Annotated in this window: 15 protein-coding genes; 13 read left to right on the top strand and 2 right to left on the bottom strand. The window is 61.9% G+C overall.

The window, feature by feature from the left end:
- Positions 1 to 35: 35 nt before the first annotated feature.
- From C5L13_RS23875 to C5L13_RS23850, 6 genes are all read left to right on the top strand, one after another.
- Entirely contained in the window at positions 36 to 293 is a 258-nt protein-coding gene (locus tag C5L13_RS23875; RefSeq protein ID WP_105385767.1) for a type II toxin-antitoxin system VapB family antitoxin, read from the top strand.
- Complete coding sequence (locus tag C5L13_RS23870; RefSeq protein WP_105385766.1) at positions 293 to 685, top strand: type II toxin-antitoxin system VapC family toxin; 393 nt, start codon at positions 293 to 295, stop codon at positions 683 to 685. Before C5L13_RS23875 ends, C5L13_RS23870 begins: the two co-directional genes overlap by 1 nt.
- Positions 686 to 734: 49 nt before the next feature.
- Positions 735 to 2,792 (top strand): prolyl oligopeptidase family serine peptidase, encoded by a 2,058-nt coding sequence (locus C5L13_RS23865; RefSeq protein WP_105385843.1) that lies wholly within the window; start codon positions 735 to 737, stop codon positions 2,790 to 2,792.
- A gap of 165 nt (positions 2,793 to 2,957) precedes the next feature.
- Positions 2,958 to 4,316 (top strand): pilus assembly protein, encoded by a 1,359-nt coding sequence (locus tag C5L13_RS23860; protein WP_105385842.1) that lies wholly within the window; start codon positions 2,958 to 2,960, stop codon positions 4,314 to 4,316.
- A gap of 11 nt (positions 4,317 to 4,327) precedes the next feature.
- Complete coding sequence (locus C5L13_RS23855) at positions 4,328 to 4,837, top strand: TadE/TadG family type IV pilus assembly protein (RefSeq protein WP_158693514.1); 510 nt, start codon at positions 4,328 to 4,330, stop codon at positions 4,835 to 4,837.
- 8 nt (positions 4,838 to 4,845) lie between these two features.
- On the top strand, positions 4,846 to 5,436 hold the full coding sequence (locus C5L13_RS23850; RefSeq protein WP_105385764.1) for a TadE/TadG family type IV pilus assembly protein: 591 nt from the start codon (positions 4,846 to 4,848) through the stop codon (positions 5,434 to 5,436).
- Positions 5,437 to 5,446: 10 nt separating this feature from the next.
- On the opposite strand, the gene C5L13_RS23845 is transcribed toward C5L13_RS23850, so the two are convergent.
- Positions 5,447 to 5,896: a DNA polymerase III subunit chi gene (locus C5L13_RS23845; protein WP_105385763.1), complete on the bottom strand. Its 450-nt coding sequence runs from the start codon at positions 5,894 to 5,896 to the stop codon at positions 5,447 to 5,449.
- On the bottom strand, positions 5,896 to 7,386 hold the full coding sequence (locus C5L13_RS23840; RefSeq protein ID WP_105385762.1) for a leucyl aminopeptidase: 1,491 nt from the start codon (positions 7,384 to 7,386) through the stop codon (positions 5,896 to 5,898). Before C5L13_RS23840 ends, C5L13_RS23845 begins: the two co-directional genes overlap by 1 nt.
- Before the next feature lie 249 nt (positions 7,387 to 7,635).
- Here C5L13_RS23840 and C5L13_RS23835 point away from each other — a divergent pair, with 249 nt between their 5' ends.
- The 7 genes from C5L13_RS23835 to rsmA all read left to right on the top strand — a co-directional run bounded on the left by C5L13_RS23835 (position 7,636) and on the right by rsmA (position 16,045).
- Complete coding sequence (locus tag C5L13_RS23835) at positions 7,636 to 8,427, top strand: phosphatase PAP2 family protein (RefSeq protein WP_105385761.1); 792 nt, start codon at positions 7,636 to 7,638, stop codon at positions 8,425 to 8,427.
- A gap of 90 nt (positions 8,428 to 8,517) precedes the next feature.
- On the top strand, positions 8,518 to 9,690 hold the full coding sequence (lptF, locus tag C5L13_RS23830; RefSeq protein ID WP_105385760.1) for an LPS export ABC transporter permease LptF: 1,173 nt from the start codon (positions 8,518 to 8,520) through the stop codon (positions 9,688 to 9,690).
- The gene (gene lptG / locus C5L13_RS23825; RefSeq protein WP_105385759.1) at positions 9,687 to 10,775 is read left to right on the top strand and encodes an LPS export ABC transporter permease LptG; all 1,089 of its coding nucleotides are present in this window, start codon (positions 9,687 to 9,689) and stop codon (positions 10,773 to 10,775) included. The genes lptF and lptG overlap by 4 nt, the downstream gene beginning before the upstream one ends.
- Positions 10,775 to 13,102, top strand: a complete 2,328-nt coding sequence (locus C5L13_RS23820) for an LPS-assembly protein LptD (RefSeq protein ID WP_105385758.1) — start codon at positions 10,775 to 10,777, stop codon at positions 13,100 to 13,102. Before lptG ends, C5L13_RS23820 begins: the two co-directional genes overlap by 1 nt.
- 130 nt (positions 13,103 to 13,232) lie before the next feature.
- Positions 13,233 to 14,174 (top strand): SurA N-terminal domain-containing protein, encoded by a 942-nt coding sequence (locus C5L13_RS23815; RefSeq protein ID WP_105385757.1) that lies wholly within the window; start codon positions 13,233 to 13,235, stop codon positions 14,172 to 14,174.
- A gap of 24 nt (positions 14,175 to 14,198) precedes the next feature.
- Positions 14,199 to 15,212, top strand: coding sequence for a 4-hydroxythreonine-4-phosphate dehydrogenase PdxA (gene pdxA / locus C5L13_RS23810; protein ID WP_105385756.1), 1,014 nt, complete (start codon positions 14,199 to 14,201; stop codon positions 15,210 to 15,212).
- The gene (gene rsmA, locus C5L13_RS23805) at positions 15,212 to 16,045 is read left to right on the top strand and encodes a 16S rRNA (adenine(1518)-N(6)/adenine(1519)-N(6))-dimethyltransferase RsmA (protein ID WP_105385755.1); all 834 of its coding nucleotides are present in this window, start codon (positions 15,212 to 15,214) and stop codon (positions 16,043 to 16,045) included. The genes pdxA and rsmA overlap by 1 nt, the downstream gene beginning before the upstream one ends.
- The last annotated feature ends 6 nt before the right edge of the window (positions 16,046 to 16,051 follow it).

Genomic DNA, 16,051 nt, shown 5'->3' with positions numbered 1-16,051 from the left:
CACTACCTTCGGATGTATATTCACGAGGTGCCGCCATGCCCCTTTACGTCCGCGACGAACGCGTCAACGAACTGGCCGAGCAGGCCCGTAAAATTCTGAACGCGCCCACCAAGACGGATGCGATCCGACAAGCGCTGCAGCGTGTGGTGGAAACGTCCGAAGCATCGGACACCTCGGAGAAGCCGCCGCTTACCGAGCGGCTGAAGGCAATCCAGGACGAAGTGAAAAGGCTCGGGAAACCGAATCCGGATTTCGATGACAAAGCCTTCCTCGACGAGATGTGGGAAATCTGATGTTTCTGGATACGTCGGCGATCATTGAAATCCTGCTTAGCGATCCAAAATCAGAAGATTTGATCCGGCAATTGGAGGCATCCGACGACCCGCGATCGACAGGGCCTACCGTGGTGTACGAGGCTGCCGTCGTGCTGTCAGGGAAACAAAACCTGTCCGTTCCTGAATCCGAGCGGCTTGTCCGCTCATTGTTATCTGAACTGAACGTCACGGTCCTCGCGGCAACGGATCAAATTGCCTCGAAAGCCCTGGACGCCTTCGACCGCTACGGCAAGGGCCGTCATCCGGCGAAGCTTAATTTCGGCGATTGCTTCAGTTATGCCGGCGCCAAGGCCGCCGGGGCTGGTCTGCTCTATGTTGGTGACGATTTTGCCCTCACCGACCTTGCCTGAGCGGGCCCGTCCTTTTTGAAAACCCATGAACACGTTGAAGAGCTTTGCCATGGATCTTTTTCTCGAAACCGACGACGACCAGAAGACGCTCGCTTTCATCGCCGAGCGGAACGAGGCCTCCCGCGGGAAACTCTGGACCCCGGAATTCGAAAAGGATCGCGACGCGATCAAGGCGATGATCGAGCGCGACGACCGGCTGATCATTCCGACCCGGCGCGGCAAGTGGCTCTTCGATTTTCACCGCAGCACGGAAAACCCTCTCGGCGTCTGGCGGCGCCTTCCGGCCGATCAAGCGGCGCGGGCCGACGCACCATGGGAGCCGGTATTCGACCTCGATGACTTCTGCCGGAAAGAGGGCAAGCGCTGGATCTACAACGGCGCGGTGACCTGCCCCTGGGAGCCGACGCGTGTCCTCCTGCAGCTTTCCGACGGAGGTTCCGATCTGCAGCGCCTTCTCGAATTCGACGCGCAAACCAAAACCGTTGTCGAAGGCGGTTTCGACACGCCCGCCGTGCGCTCGCATGCGAGTTGGCTCAATCGCGATGAGATCTGCTATTTCGGCTCCATCGACGATGATTCCGCGACCCGTTCCGGCTGGCCGCGAGTGGGCCGGCGGCTGAAACGCGGTCAGAAGCCGCAGGACGCGCCGATCCTCCATGAGGCGGCCGACAGCGACGTCTACGGCTACAGCTTCGTCATCGACCCGATGTTCTGGAACGGGGCCGCAAGCGAACGGCAGATCGAGATCTTTTCGGCCTGCCACGAGATCGGCAAGCAGAGCATCCATGCCAGGGATGGTGACGGAAACCTGCGCCGTCTCGACCTGCCGACCGAGATCGATTTCTCGATCAACCACGATCATCTGCTCTGGCGGGCAAAAACGGACGAACGTTTTCCGATCGGCAGTCTGATCCTGCAACGCTTCACGCCATTTGCCGACGAGCCACTCGACAAGCCCGAGCGTGTCCTGTTCACGCCGAAGGAGGGGCAGTCCGTTTCACAGTTCTCGGTGCTCAAGACCTGGTGCGTCTTCATCGTCAGCGACCGCCTTAAGCCGAGGTTTTTCTTCCTCGACCTGACCAAGGCCGATGCCACGCCGCAGGAGCTTGCCCTGCCGGCCGAAGTCCAGTCGGTTTCCTTCCGGACACTCGATGCCGATCTTCATCAGGGAGAGGAAGTGCTGCAGGTGATCGGCCAGGGCTTCCTCAAACCTCCCGCCTGTTACATCCTCGACCTTTCGAGCCGCAACAACAAAGCGGAGCTTCGACAGACCGCAACGGCTCCCGCCTATTTCGACACGGAGGGAATGCGCTCGGAACTCCTGGAGGCGATATCGGAAGACGGCACCAGGGTGCCTTATCACATCATCCTTCCGAAGGCCTGGACGGAGGGCGAGCTGCCGGTCCTGATGTATGGCTATGGCGGTTTCGAAGCACCTCTCTCGCCCTATTATTCCGGCGCCAACGGCATCTGGCTCGAACAGGGCGGCGCCTATGTCCAGGCCTATATCCGCGGCGGCGGAGAATTCGGGCCGGACTGGCACCGCGTTGCCAAGCGCGCCGGCAGGCACAAGGCATTCGAGGATTTCGTCGCGGTCGCCCGCGATCTCGTCAAGCGCGGCTATACGAAGCCCTCGCGGATCGCCTGCACCGGCGGCAGCAATGGCGGGCTGCTGACGGCGGTCATGCTGACCCGCTACCCGGAGGATTTTGGCGCCGTCTGGACGCGCGTTCCGGTCATCGACATGTCGCGTTTCCATGTTTTTCCCGCCGGCAAGGCCTGGATGGACGAATATGGCAATCCCGACGAAGCGGCCGATCTCGACTACATGCTTTCCTACTCGCCGCTGCATCAGGTGAAAGCGGCCGGAGCGGTTGAATACCCGCCCGTCTACATCGAGAGCTCCTCCAACGACGACCGTGTGCATCCCTCGCATGCCCGCCGTTTCGCCAAGCGTCTGGAGGATAGCGGTCACAACCCGCTTTTCCACGAATTCGGTTCCGGCGGCCACGGCGGCGCCGGCGATTCCAGCGAACAGGCGGCGCGCCCGGCCATGGGCTACAGCTTCCTGCGCCAGACGATCATGCGGCCGCCCTCTTCGACCTGACGGCGCGAATACAGCGACGATTGTTAGGCGTACGTCCGGTGGACGTACAAACAACATTTAATCTTGGTGAATCTACTCATCGGCATCGTTCGGATACGATTAATCGTTGCATTACCGTTTATCGCTATAGTCACCGCTATCTTTCTTTTATTGATGGTCGACTTCATGTTGCGTTCGGGCCTGTTTCGTATTTTTTCTCGCCTGCTTGCCAATCGCCAGGGCAATATTGCGATCATGTTCGCCATTGTGCTCGTGCCGCTGATCACGGCTATCGGAGCAAGCCTCGACTACGTCCGCGCCTACAACACCCGGTCTAAAATGCAGGCAGACCTCGACGCCGCCCTGCTGGGCGCCGTCAAGAGCGTCGGAACCTTGAACGAGGCGGCACTCGAAGCACGCATCAAGGAATGGTTTGCCGCCCAGACCGATCTTGGAAGCGGCGGCTACACACTTGACGATATCGATATCGACACCTCCAACCACAAGATCACGGCAACCGTCCGCGCGTCGGTGGCGACGACCCTCCTCAAGGTCGCGGGCATAGACGATGTCGCCGTGGGCGTTGCCTCATCTGTCGAAGGTCCGGGCCGCGCCTACCTCAATGTCTATGTCGTTCTCGACAAGTCCGCATCCATGCTGCTTGCCGCCACGAGCGCCGGACAGGCCAGCCTGAGGGCTTCTCAGGCGGGCTGTGCGTTTGCCTGCCACACATCCGAAGGCAGCACGTTCAAACACAAGGGCAAGACCTATACCAACGTCTATGACCTTTCGGTGGCGATGGGGATCAAGCTGCGGGCCGACGTCTCCGTCGATGCGGTGGACGAGGTGTTGGATCTGGTCGACGCGGCAGATGCCTCCCACGAACGCATCAAGGTCGGGCTTTACACCATGGGCGAAACCGCAACCCAGGTGCTGGCACCGACCTTCTCCACCTTGAACGCCAAGAAAAAGCTGAGCGACAAGACGAGCGGCCTGACGAGCGCCACCTCGGAGGAAGCGACCTATTTCGATACTTCGTTCAGCGCGCTCAAGACCATGGTGGGGGCTGCAGGGGACGGATCGAGCGAAAACAGCCCGCTGAAGCTCATTCTGCTTTTGACGGACGGGGTCCAGTCGGAACGCAACTGGGTGCTGCAGGGAAATTCCGGCATCCGCTTCCCGACATCCAAGGGCTATCTGCAGACGGCCGTCGCTCCGATCAATTCCGCGTGGTGCAATCAGGTGAAAAGCCTCAATGCCACGGTCGGCGTTCTCTATACGGAATACCTGCCGATGCCTTGGGACTGGGGCTACAATGCCACGCTCGGCAAGACGATGACCAGCAGCGGCTACGCCTCGATCTGGGGCGGCACCGTCGCCCAGGGCCAGGGCAATACCACCCGCACCGACTACATTCCGACTGCACTCGAACAATGCGCAACGAGCGGCGATCTCTTCCTGCAGGCAAACTCTGCCGAGGAGATCGAAAAAGGCCTGTCCGCCCTCTTCAAGCAATATCTCTCCAAAGTCAGGCTGACGAGCTAGGAACCGCCCTCATGAATCGCTTCAAAGCCCTTCTACGCAACGATGACGGGGTGGCTGCGGTCGAGTTTGCGATGCTGGTCTTTCCGTTCCTGCTCTTCCTGTTTTGCATCCTCGACATGGCGCTCATGTTCTTCGTCGACAGCGCGCTCGACTCGGCGCTTCACATGGCGGCTCGCGAAGTGCGCGTCGGCACCGCCCATTCCGGGAGCTGGGACCTCGCCAAGTTCAAGAGCACGGTCTGCAACAACATGGCCCTCTCCTTCGGTTGCGAGGACGAACTGCTCGTGACAACGACGACCATGTCGGACTTTTCGTCCATGAGCTTCACCTCGGCCGTCAGCGGCGGCGTCCTTTCGGTCAGCGAAAGCTTTTCTCCGGGATCGTCAGGCGACTACGTGATGATCCAGGCCTTCCTGCCCTGGAGCAGCCTGCTTGCCAAGCTCGGAGCGGACGTCAACACGCTCGCCGACGGCAGCTACGTACTTTCCGCCGCGGCGGTTTTCAGAAACGAACCCTTCTGAGGCGGGCGATGGCACAGGCAAACGATCAAAAAGACAGGCCGCAAGGGCCGCGCCGCAAAGGCGTCCGGAGCCTGCTCGCCGATCGCGGCGGGCAATCCGCCATCGAATTCACGGTGCTTCTGCCTTTGATGGCGCTGATGTTTGCGGGTACCGTGGATCTGGGCGAAGGTCTGATGGTCCAGCGGAAGATCAACCAGATCGCAGAAGTTGCAAGCGACATTGTCTCGCAGGAAGCAAGCTGGAGCACCAGCGAACTTAAGACCCTCCTTGAGGGGACCGCGGCCGTCCTGACGCCCTTCGACAGCGCCGCCCTCGACATCCAGGTTGCGATCGTCGATTTCGATGCCGCAGGCAATGCAACCGTCAACTGGTCCCGCGCCTACCAGGCGGACCAGCTGGCCGCCGGTGCCCCGCCGCCATTCGACATACCCGACGACGTTGTCGAAAGCGGCGTCCAACTCGTAGTCAGCCGGGTGGACTACAAGATGACCACGCCGTTCACATCGCTGCTGTCGAGCATCACCGGCAACAGCGAGTACCGCTTCGTCGGAAAGGCGATCTCGCGGCCGCGCGTTGGCGACAAGATCACCTTGAAGTAGGCGAAAGCGGTCAGGCCTTCTTGACCCAACGCCCCTCTTCCGACTGCTGCCAATAGGTCAGCACGTGGCCCTCTGCCTTCAGCCGCTTCCAGTGGGTTCGGGCGTTTTCGAGCTGCACGGCGTCATATCCGTCGAACATGAAGACGACCCGCTCGTATGTCTCGACCGGCGGCGGGTCGGCGCCGTCGACCAGAAATCGCACACTTGCGCCGTTGCCGTTTTCCCCGCCCGCGGTCAAAAGGACGGGCTGAGCGTCCGCCATCGGCGCGGTATCCGTGCCGTGCGGCAGAAAGCTGTCCTCGCGGAAGGTCCACAGATGCGCGTCGAGGAAATCCCGACGCGCCTCCGCATTGGTCTGCACCACGACCTTCCAGCCGCGTTCGACGCTCTTTTCGAGCAGCGCCGGCAGCGCGTCTTCAAGTTTCGATTCCGTCAGGTGATAAAACAGGACCTCGGTCATCAGTCTTCGTAGTGCGCACGCACCAATTCGTCCAGAAGCCTGACGCCATAACCGGAACCCCAGGACTGGTTGATTTCGTTGGCGGGCGAATTCATCGCCGTCCCGGCGACATCGAGATGCGCCCAGGCTGTCTCACCGACGAAACGTTTCAGAAGCTGCGCGGCAGTGATCGAACCGGCACTGCGGCCCCCGGTATTCTTCATGTCGGCGAACCTGGAATCGATCATCTTGTCGTATTCCTTTCCGAGCGGCATACGCCACAGCTTCTCGCCCGTTACCTCGCCGACCGAAGCCAGCTGACCCGCGAGCGCGTCGTCGTTGGAAAAAAGCCCTGCATGCTGGTTTCCGAGCGCCACCACGATCGCGCCGGTGAGGGTCGCGAGATTGATCATGAACCGCGGCTTGAAGCGGTCCTTGCAGTACCAAAGCGCATCGGCGAGCACGAGGCGGCCTTCCGCGTCCGTATTGATGATCTCGATCGTCTGGCCCGACATGGTGGTGACGATGTCGCCCGGGCGCTGCGCATTGCCGTCAGGCATGTTTTCGACGAGGCCGATGATGCCGACCGCGTTGATCTTGGCCTTGCGGGCAGCCAGCGTGTGCATCAGACCCGTCACGGCCGCCGCGCCACCCATGTCGCCCTTCATGTCCTCCATGCCGGCGCCCGGTTTGATGGAAATGCCGCCGGTGTCGAAGACCACACCCTTGCCGACGAAGGCGACCGGCGCATCCTTTGCCTTGCCGCCCTTCCAGTGCATGATGGCGAGCCGCGGCGGCCTGACCGACCCCTGCGCCACGCCGAGCAATGCTCCCATGCCGAGCTTCTTCATCTCCTTCTCGGTGAGGATTTCCACCTCGACGCCGAGTTTTTCGAGATCCTTGGCCCTGTCGGCGAATTCCAGCGGACCGAGCGCATTCGGCGGCAGGTTGACGAGTTCGCGGGCCAGATTGACGCCGCCGGCGATCGCCTCCGATTCGCCGAAGGCGCTCTTGGCGGCGGCGGGGTTGGCGGTGACGATCGTTACCTTGACTGTCTTCGGTGCCTTGTCGTCGTCATCGTTCTTCTTGGTCTTGTAAGCGTCGAAGCTGTAGGCGCGCAGCAGCATGCCGAGCGCAAAGCCGGCCACCTGCGTGCCGCCGACGTCGAGGCCCGGCGCATCGAGGAAGATCGCCACCTTGCTCATCGATTTGATGGAAGCCGCCGCAACACCGCCGGCCTTCAGCCAATCCTGAGCGGCCAGCGCGTCCGCCTTGCCGAGGCCCAGCACGACCAGACGGTCGGCAGCCGAGCCTTGCGGCGCGATGATGTCGAGGGTGGTCGTGGCCTTGGCGGAAAACTTCGCGATCTCGGCCGCCCGGGCACCCACGCCGGCCGGATCGGCTTCCGCGACGCCCGCCGCAGGTCCGTCACCGGCAAGCTTAAGCTGGATGACGAGGCCGCCGTCGATCTTGGCGGACTTGGCGAAGGAGATATCGAATTTCACGGACATTGCGACTCCAGAAGGCTTTCGGACAGGAAGCCGCGATCATCCCCGTTTCGGGCTCGAACGCAAGGTCAGGAGACGTCAACTCTGCCGTGATATGGTCGAGGCGACCCGCCCCAGACGCCCGCAGTCATCGAACCCGCGTCAAAACGCGCTCTTCCGGGAGCCCACACCCGACGATATCGCCCTGCACCTGTTCAAATCGCGCGCCTCTTGGATTAGGGTCGCGCCGCCCGATCAACCGGATAGGATTGCATGCCCCTCCACTCTCGCACCGCCCCCCAATGGCGCATCGCCACGCGGCGCTTTTTTGCCAGACCGATGGGCTGGTTTCTGACGCTGATGATCCTGTGGTGGGCGCTGCTGGCGATCTTCTATCTGTTTCCGCAGATCGACCTGGCCGTCGCACGTGCCTTCTTCGAGGAAGCGGCATGCGGCCAGGCAGTCGAGCAGGGCCGGGTCTGCGGCGGATTTCCCTATGGCTCCGAGGTCGTGTTCGTAGTGATCCGGCGCATCCTCTTTTATCTCCCGTCGCTCATCGCGATCTACATCCTCTATCGGCTGATCGCCAATCTCCAGCATCACGGCGCAACCTACAGTCCCCGTAAGACGCGCGACTATTCGATCGCGCTGATCGCCTTCCTGATCGGGCCCTACGTGCTGGTCAATCTCATCCTCAAGCAGATCTCCAACCGGCCTCGCCCCTACGAAACGGATCTCTTCGGCGGCGGGGACGCCTTCGTCCCGGCCGGAGATTTCCAGGGCGCCTGTGTCGGCAACTGCTCCTTCATTTCCGGGGAAGCGGCCGGCGCCGGGTGGATGGCCTGCCTGATCGTGCTCCTGCCGAAACCGCTCCGCGCGGTCCTCGGCCCCCCACTCATCGCCGTCTCGCTCGTCTCGCCGGCGCTCAGAACCTCCTTCGGCGGCCATTACTTTTCCGACGTGACGCTCGGATGGCTGTCATCGCTGGTGATCTACGCCGGCGTGGCCGCGTGTTTCGAAATGTCACAGCGGCGGGGAAAACGGAATTCGCAAACAAATTTGTGACGCGCCCCCTGTCGCAAACGCCGCGCCAATCGCTTAGATAGGCGCAATCGTCGTCTCGCAGCGGCGGCATGCAGGAAGTCCAGGGCAGGAATGAAGCTTCTCGAACGCTACATATTGCGCCGGGTTTTCCAGATGTTTCTGGTGACGCTCGTGCCGGTGCTCACCATCATCTGGACCATCCAGGTGCTCGGACGCATCAACCTGGTCACGGATACGGGCCAGTCGATGGGCTCGTTCGCGACCCTTGCTACCTATATCCTGCCCACCATCATCCCCGTCGTCCTGCCGTTCGCGCTCGTCATCGGCATCACCCAGACGCTGACGGCGATGAACAATGATTCGGAACTGCCGGTCATCGACGCGGCGGGCGCCACCCGCAGCATCATCTACCGCCCGGTGCTGGTGCTGGGCCTCGCGCTCAGCCTGTTCTCCTTCCTGGTCACCAATTTCGTCGAGCCGCCTTCACGGGTCGCCGCGCGCCAGATGGTCGCCGCCGCCTATGCCGACCTGCTCTCCTCGGTGATCGAAGAGAAGACCTTCCGCAGCATCGAAAACGGGCTCTATGTCCAGATTTCCGAGCGCCATTCCGGCCGCGTGTTGAGAGGGCTTTTCGTCGTCGACTACCGCGATCCGAATTTCGACCTCATCTATTACGCCCGCGAGGGATCGATCGACGAAAGCGGCACGTCGCTGACCATGCGCGACGGCGAGGTTCACCGCAAATCCGCCGATGGCCGGATTTCGATCATCAAATTCGTGTCCTATGCCTTCGACCTTTCGGCAATGGCCAAGTCCGAAGGCGGTCTGCCGCAATATTCCACCGACCGCAGCCTGCTCTTTCTCTTGAACCCGGATCCGAACGACCCGCTCTACCAGAAATCGCCGGACAGCTACCGGGCCGAGCTGCACAGGCGCCTTTCCGACTGGCTGTTCCCGATCACCTTTGCGCTTCTGTCGCTGGTGGTTGCCGGAAACACGCGCTCGCATCGGCAGACGCGCGTGCATCCGATGGTTTATGCGCTCTTCCTTGCCTTTGCCATCCGCTGGCTCGGGTTCTCGGCGACCAACCTCGTGGAACTCCACCCACTCTACGCGCCGCTTCCCTATGCCGTGCCTATCTTCTTCTCGCTGATCGCGATCTATATGCTCGCGACCAACCGGCATTTTTCGACGCCCGCTTTCCTCTCCCGCGGGATGTCCCGCCTGACACGCAATCTGCAGCGCCGTTTTGCGTCCCGCAGCGCGGATGGAGGCGTGGCGTGATCTTCTCGACGCTCGGACGGTATTTCTTCCGCCGCTATATTGTGACCGCGCTCTGGTTCCTGCTGGGCGTCAGCGCCATCATTTTCCTGGCGGATTTCAGCGAGACGAGCCGCCGCATGTCGGGCTTCGTCGGTTACACGGTATCCGCCGGCCTGCTGATGACGGCCATGCGCGTACCGCTCATCCTGCAGCAGACCATTCCCACCCTTAGCCTCTTCATCGGCATGACGGTGCTGATTGCACTCAACCGCCGCTACGAGCTGGTGGTGACACGGGCAGCGGGCATTTCGGTCTGGCAGTTCGTTTCCCCCTTCATCGCCGGCGCCTTCCTGGTCGGCCTTGGGGTGTTGCTGGTGGTCAATCCGCTTGCTGCCTGGGGCCAGCGCGAATCGGCCTCCATGGAGGCGAGCTGGCGAGAGGCGAGCAACCGGGCTCGCGCATCGGCCTTCGTACCCTGGATCCGCCAGATCAGCGGCGACGACGACACGATCATCGGCGCCAAGAGCTACCAGGAGCAGGGAACATTCCTGATCGACGTCGCGGTTTTCCACTTCGACAAGGACGGTCGCGTCATCATGCGGCAGGACGCCAAGACGGCAAAATTGGAAAATGGTTACTGGCTTCTTAACGAGGTTTTGGAGAACCGGCCCGGCGAAATTCCAGTCCGTCGCGAGACTGCACAGGTTCGCACCAACTTGAAACAGGAATATATCCAGGAAAGCCTGGCGCAGCCGGAAAGCGTTGCGTTTTTTGATCTTTCCAGAAAAATCGAGGTCGGCAAATCTTTCGGCATATCCACAAAGGCGCTCGAGACGCAGTATCACTCGCTGCTGTCCCTGCCCCTGCTGCTCGTTGCCATGACTCTCATTGCTGCAACAGTCTCATTAAAATTCAGTCGCTTCGCCCAGTCCCGCTCCGTGATTCTGGGTGGAATAGTTTCCGGCTTCGTGCTTTATGTCGTAACCGTGCTTGTGAAGGCATTCGGGAGCAGCGGGGCGATTCCTCCCTTCGTGGCGGTCTGGGTTCCAGTCATCGTCGCGACGGCGCTTGGGACGACGATTCTGCTTCACCAGGAGGATGGCTAGTGGCGGTCAGTAACCGCAAACATATAAGACGGCTCGCCGCCGCCCTGCTGACAGGTGTGTCTGTATGCGTACTCGGCGTATCCGCAATGCCCCTGCATGCGCAGGATCTGGTGCCCGCTGCCGCGGATGGCGCCAAGCTCCTGCTGCGTGCCAATGAGCTTGTCTACAACCAGGATGCTCAGCAGGTCACCGCCACCGGTGGCGTGCAACTCTATTACAACCGCTACCGCATGGTGGCTCAGCGTGTTCAGTACGACCAGAAGACCGGGCGCGTCATGGCCACCGGCAATATCGAGCTGATCGAGCCCGGCGGAAACCGCGTCTATGCGGACGAGCTCGATGTGACGGACGATTTCGGCGAAGGCTTCCTCAATACGCTTCGCGTCGAAACCACCGACAATACCCGGCTTGCAGCCGAAAGCGCTGAGCGCCAGCCCGGCGACCTGATGGTGCTGAACAACACCGTCTACACGGCCTGCCTACCCTGCGCCAAGCAGCCCGGCAAGGCGCCGCTCTGGCAGGTCAAGGCCGAGCGCGTCGTTCGCAACGGCCAGACCCATACGATTCGGCTGGAGAACGCGCAGTTCGAACTGTTCGGCCTTCCGATCGGCAGACTACCTTTCGCAATCGAGGTGCCGGACGAGACGGTGGAGCGCAAATCGGGCCTCCTCTTCCCGCAGTTCAGCGCCAGCGACAACCTCGGCGTCGGCGTGGCGGTTCCCTATTACCATGTGTTCTCGCCGAGCATGGACGCGACGATCACCCCGACCTACTATTCCCATCAGGGATTGCTGCTGCAGGGGGAAATCCGCAACCGGTTCGAAACCGGCGAGCACACCTTCCGGTTTGCCGGCATTCACCAGAAGAATCCGGAATCGTTCGATTCCGGCACCAGCGACTATGAAGCCGACGATCGCTTCATGGTGGCCTCCAAGGCTGAATTCCAGATCAACCCGCGCTGGACCTTCGGCTGGGACGTCATGGCCCAGAGCGACAACAACTTTTCCAAGACCTATGAGCTGGAAGGCGTCGACGACGACACGTTCACGAACGACGTCTATCTGACCGGGCTTGGCACGCGGAATTATTTCGACCTGCACGGCTATTATTTCAACGTGCAGGACAACGCCGCCCGCAATACGCTCGAACAGCAGCAGGCGATCGTCTATCCGTCGCTCGACTACAGCTATTATGCGCCGGAGCCGATCCTCGGCGGCGAGCTCTCCATCAACGCCAACCTTACCAATCTCTCCCGCCGGGAAGACGACTGGTACACGGAAGGCACCACCAACCGCTTCCCGGGCCTTGAAGGCAGCTATAGCCGCTTCACGGTGGAAGCCGAGTGGAAGCGCACCTTCAACACCTTCGACGGGCTCCTGCTGACGCCTATCCTTGCCGCACGCGGCGACGGCCTGCGTCATACCGGCTCCGGCACGCCTGCCTTCTATGCCGGTGATCTCGAGCCGGAAGGCGGCGACAGCCGCTACATGGTCACCGCAGGTCTGGAAGCCCGTTATCCGATCCTGCTGACGACGGAAAACAGCAGCCATGTCATCGAGCCGATCGCCCAGATCTTCGTCCGTCCGGACGAGCAGATGGCCGGCGGACTGCCGAACGAGGACGCGCAGAGCTTTGTCTTCGATGCGACGTCGCTCTTCGAACGCGACAAGTTCTCGGGCTACGACCGGATCGAAGGCGGCACCCGTGCCAATGTCGGCCTGCGCTATACCGGCTCGTTCGATAACGGCATCGGCGTGAGAAGCATTGTCGGCCAGTCCTTCCACATCGGCGGGCAGAACTCGTTTGCGACAGAGGACCTGGTGCAGGCGGGCGCGAATTCCGGTCTGGAAACCAGCCGTTCCGACTATGTCGCAATGGCCGCGATCGATCTGCCGCAGGGCTTCACCGTGGGCGTGAACACGCGCTTCGACGAGAAGACCTTCGCGGTCAAGCGCACCGACGCCTCGCTGGGTTATACGACCCCGCGCGTGCAGGGTACCCTCGTCTATACGCAGGTCGATCCGCAGCCGGAATACGGCTCGGAAGAAGCGACCGACGTCCTGAAGAATTCGATGACCCTGCGGATCAACGAGAACTGGGCGCTTGCCGGCACGGCAACCTGGGATCTCGCCGACAAGGAGATCATCAAGCGCGGCATCGGCGTCAGCTATGCGGACGAGTGCACGATCTTCACGCTTGCCTATACTGACAAGCCGCAAAGCACTGCCGCCAACGACTGGACCGTCAGCGCGCGCCTGAGTTTCCGCACCCTCGGCGACATCAACATTGGCTCGACGAAGGAATACGATCAGGACTATCGCTATTAACGCGAATGGTTCTGATCTTTCCCCGTCATCGTTTCGCCGCAAGAATTGTGCAAGCGAGCCCAAATATAGTAAGAGTAAGGCGAGGCCGACCGGACAAGCAACCGGTCGGGGCGGGAAAGGAATTGGTACCATGTTTGCAATGACCGCAACGCGCAGGCTGGCGCTGGCGGCGGCCGTCCTGGCGGCCTCCATTGTCGTACAGCCGGTTTTCCAGCAGGCACAGGCGGCAAGCGGGATCGCAGCCGTCGTCAACCGGACGCCGATCACCAGCAGCGATGTTTCCCGTCGCGCCGCCTTCCTGCGCCTGCAGCGCCAGAAGGCGGATACGAAGACGGCCCGCGAAGCAATGGTGGACGAGATCCTCAAACGTCAGGAAATCGCCCGCAACAGGATGTCGGTCAGCACCGAAGAGGTCGACAAGGCATTCGAGCGCTTTGCTGCCAGCAACAAGATGAACCCGCAGCAGATGAGCCAGATCCTCGAAAAGGCTGGCGTCGGCGTGGAGCATTTCAAGAACTACATTGCCGTGCAGATGAGCTGGCCGCGCTTGGTCGGCTCCCGTTACGGCGGCGGCCGCGGTCGCATGTCGAGCCAGGAGCTCGTCACCCGCATGATGGAAAACAAGCAGAAGCCGGTCACCACCGAATATTTCCTGCAGCAGGTGATCTTCGTGGTGCCGCCGGCAAAGCGCAACGCCGTCCTCGGCAAGCGCCAGAAGGAAGCAAACGCGGCGCGCGGCAAGTTCCCCGGCTGCGAGCAGTCCAAGGAATTTGCGGCGACGATGCTGGATGTCTCCATCCGCAGCCTCGGACGCGTTCTCGCGCCGGAGCTGCCCGAAGAATGGAAGCCGCTGATCGAGAAGGCCTCGGGCGGCACCACGGGAACCCGGGTCACCGAACGGGGTGTGGAATTCCTCGCCATCTGCAACCAGCGCCAGGTCTCGGACGACTTTGCGGCCGAAGTGGTCTTCCGCGCCGAGGACCTCGGCAAGGAGCAGAAGTCCGGGCAGAACCCCAACGAGAAGAAGTTCCTCGACGAACTGCGCTCCAAGGCGCAGATCGAATATCGCTGATCGACCGCCGATACCGGAGTGCCCATGCCGCTTGATCGTCCGCTTGTACTCACGCAGGGCGACCCTGCCGGCATCGGTCCCGATATCACCCTCGCCGCCTGGGCTTCCCGGGACCGATACGGCCTGCCGCCCTTCCTGTTCCTCGGCGATCCCGCGGTTCTGAAATCACGGGCAGCACTTCTCGATCTCGACGTCCCGATCCGCGAAGCCGATACGGATAGCGCTCTGTCGGTCTTTGCCGATGCCCTGCCCGTCCTGCCCATCCCGGCTGGTGCCGAGGTCGCCGCCGGCGAACCGCATGTGGCCACCGCCAGAGGTACGATCGCGGCGATAGAAAAGGCGGTTTCGCTATGCTTCGAAGGCAAGGCGGCCGGCACGGTCACCAATCCGATCGCCAAGTCCATTCTCTATCAATCAGGCTTCGGTTTTCCCGGCCACACCGAGTTCCTCGCCGACCTCGCAGAGAAGGCGACGGGCCGGAAGCTGATGCCGGTAATGATGCTTGCCGGGCCGAAGCTGCGCGCCATCCCGGTGACCATCCACATTCCTTTGAAGGATGTTGCCGGCGCACTGACCGAAGCGCTGATCGAGGAAACCTGCCGGATCGCCCATCATGATCTCATCACCCGTTTCGGCATCGACAGACCGCGTCTTGCGGTCGCCGGTTTGAACCCGCATGCGGGGGAGGATGGCGCGATCGGCCACGAGGACCAGGATGTCATCCATCCGGTCATCTTCAAGCTGCGCGCCGAAGGCTTCCATGTGTTCGGGCCGCTGCCGGCCGACACCATGTTCCATGACGAAGCCCGTGGCCGATACGACGTGGCGATCTGCATGTATCACGACCAGGCATTGATCCCGGCGAAGGCGCTCGGCTTCGACACTTCCGTCAACGTGACGCTCGGCCTGCCCTTCATCCGTACCTCCCCGGACCACGGCACGGCCTTCGGCATCGCCGGCCAGGGCATTGCCCGCGAGACGAGCCTTGTCGAGGCCATCAAGCTTGCCGGCGAGCTTGCTGCGAAAGCCTCCGCCTGATGGCCACACTCGACGGTCTGCCGCCGCTGCGCGACGTGATCCAGCGTCACGGCCTCGATGCGAAAAAGGCGCTCGGGCAGAACTTTCTGCTCGACCTCAACCTCACCCAGAAGATTGCCCGCAGCGCCGGACCGCTCGAGGGCGTGACCGTCTTCGAGGTCGGCCCCGGCCCCGGCGGGCTCACGCGGGCGATCCTCTCCCTCGGCGCCAAGAAGGTCGTCGCCATCGAGCGCGACAGCCGCTGCCTGCCGGCGCTCGCCGAGATCGGCGATCATTATCCAGGCCGACTGGAAGTCATCGAAGGCGATGCGCTGAAGACGGACTTTTCCGCGCTTGCACCGGAAGGCCCCGTCAGGATCATCGCCAATCTGCCCTATAACGTCGGCACGCAGCTTTTGATCAACTGGCTGCTGCCGGAAAATGGCCGATGGCCGCCCTTCTGGGAAAGCCTGACGCTGATGTTCCAGAAGGAAGTGGGCCTCCGCATCGTTGCCGATGAGGATGACGATCACTACGGCAGGCTCGGCGTGCTCGCCGGCTGGCGGACGGATGCGCACATGGTCTTCGACGTGCCGCCCCAGGCCTTTACCCCGCCCCCGAAGGTCACCTCCACCGTGGTGCACCTGACGCCGCGGACAAATCCCCTTCCCTGCGAAGTTGCCAAGCTGGAACGGGTCACGCAGGCAGCGTTCGGCCAGCGCCGCAAGATGCTGCGCCAGAGCCTCAAACCGGTCGGCGGCGAACCCTTGCTCGTCAAGGCCGGCATCGACCCCGCAAGGCGCGCGGAAACGCTGTCCGTGGAAGAGTTCGTCCGGTTGGCGAACTCTCTTTGAGCCCGA

Origin of the sequence: Neorhizobium alkalisoli (assembly GCF_002968635.1) — a bacterium.
Classification (GTDB): domain Bacteria; phylum Pseudomonadota; class Alphaproteobacteria; order Rhizobiales; family Rhizobiaceae; genus Neorhizobium; species Neorhizobium alkalisoli.
Note: the sequence above shows the minus strand (reverse complement) of the source record. Positions and strands in the feature narration are given on the sequence as shown.

Bases quoted from the DNA above. Each gene is read 5' to 3' on its own strand.
- C5L13_RS23875 (WP_105385767.1), top strand. From the start codon at position 36: ATGCCCCTTTACGTCCGCGACGAACGCGTCAACGAACTGGCCGAGCAG.
- C5L13_RS23870 (WP_105385766.1), top strand. From the start codon at position 293: ATGTTTCTGGATACGTCGGCGATCATTGAAATCCTGCTTAGCGATCCA.
- C5L13_RS23865 (WP_105385843.1), top strand. From the start codon at position 735: ATGGATCTTTTTCTCGAAACCGACGACGACCAGAAGACGCTCGCTTTC.
- C5L13_RS23860 (WP_105385842.1), top strand. From the start codon at position 2,958: ATGTTGCGTTCGGGCCTGTTTCGTATTTTTTCTCGCCTGCTTGCCAAT.
- C5L13_RS23855 (WP_158693514.1), top strand. From the start codon at position 4,328: ATGAATCGCTTCAAAGCCCTTCTACGCAACGATGACGGGGTGGCTGCG.
- C5L13_RS23850 (WP_105385764.1), top strand. From the start codon at position 4,846: ATGGCACAGGCAAACGATCAAAAAGACAGGCCGCAAGGGCCGCGCCGC.
- C5L13_RS23845 (WP_105385763.1), bottom strand. From the start codon at position 5,896: ATGACCGAGGTCCTGTTTTATCACCTGACGGAATCGAAACTTGAAGAC.
- C5L13_RS23840 (WP_105385762.1), bottom strand. From the start codon at position 7,386: ATGTCCGTGAAATTCGATATCTCCTTCGCCAAGTCCGCCAAGATCGAC.
- C5L13_RS23835 (WP_105385761.1), top strand. From the start codon at position 7,636: ATGCCCCTCCACTCTCGCACCGCCCCCCAATGGCGCATCGCCACGCGG.
- lptF (WP_105385760.1), top strand. From the start codon at position 8,518: ATGAAGCTTCTCGAACGCTACATATTGCGCCGGGTTTTCCAGATGTTT.
- C5L13_RS23815 (WP_105385757.1), top strand. From the start codon at position 13,233: ATGTTTGCAATGACCGCAACGCGCAGGCTGGCGCTGGCGGCGGCCGTC.
- pdxA (WP_105385756.1), top strand. From the start codon at position 14,199: ATGCCGCTTGATCGTCCGCTTGTACTCACGCAGGGCGACCCTGCCGGC.
- rsmA (WP_105385755.1), top strand. From the start codon at position 15,212: ATGGCCACACTCGACGGTCTGCCGCCGCTGCGCGACGTGATCCAGCGT.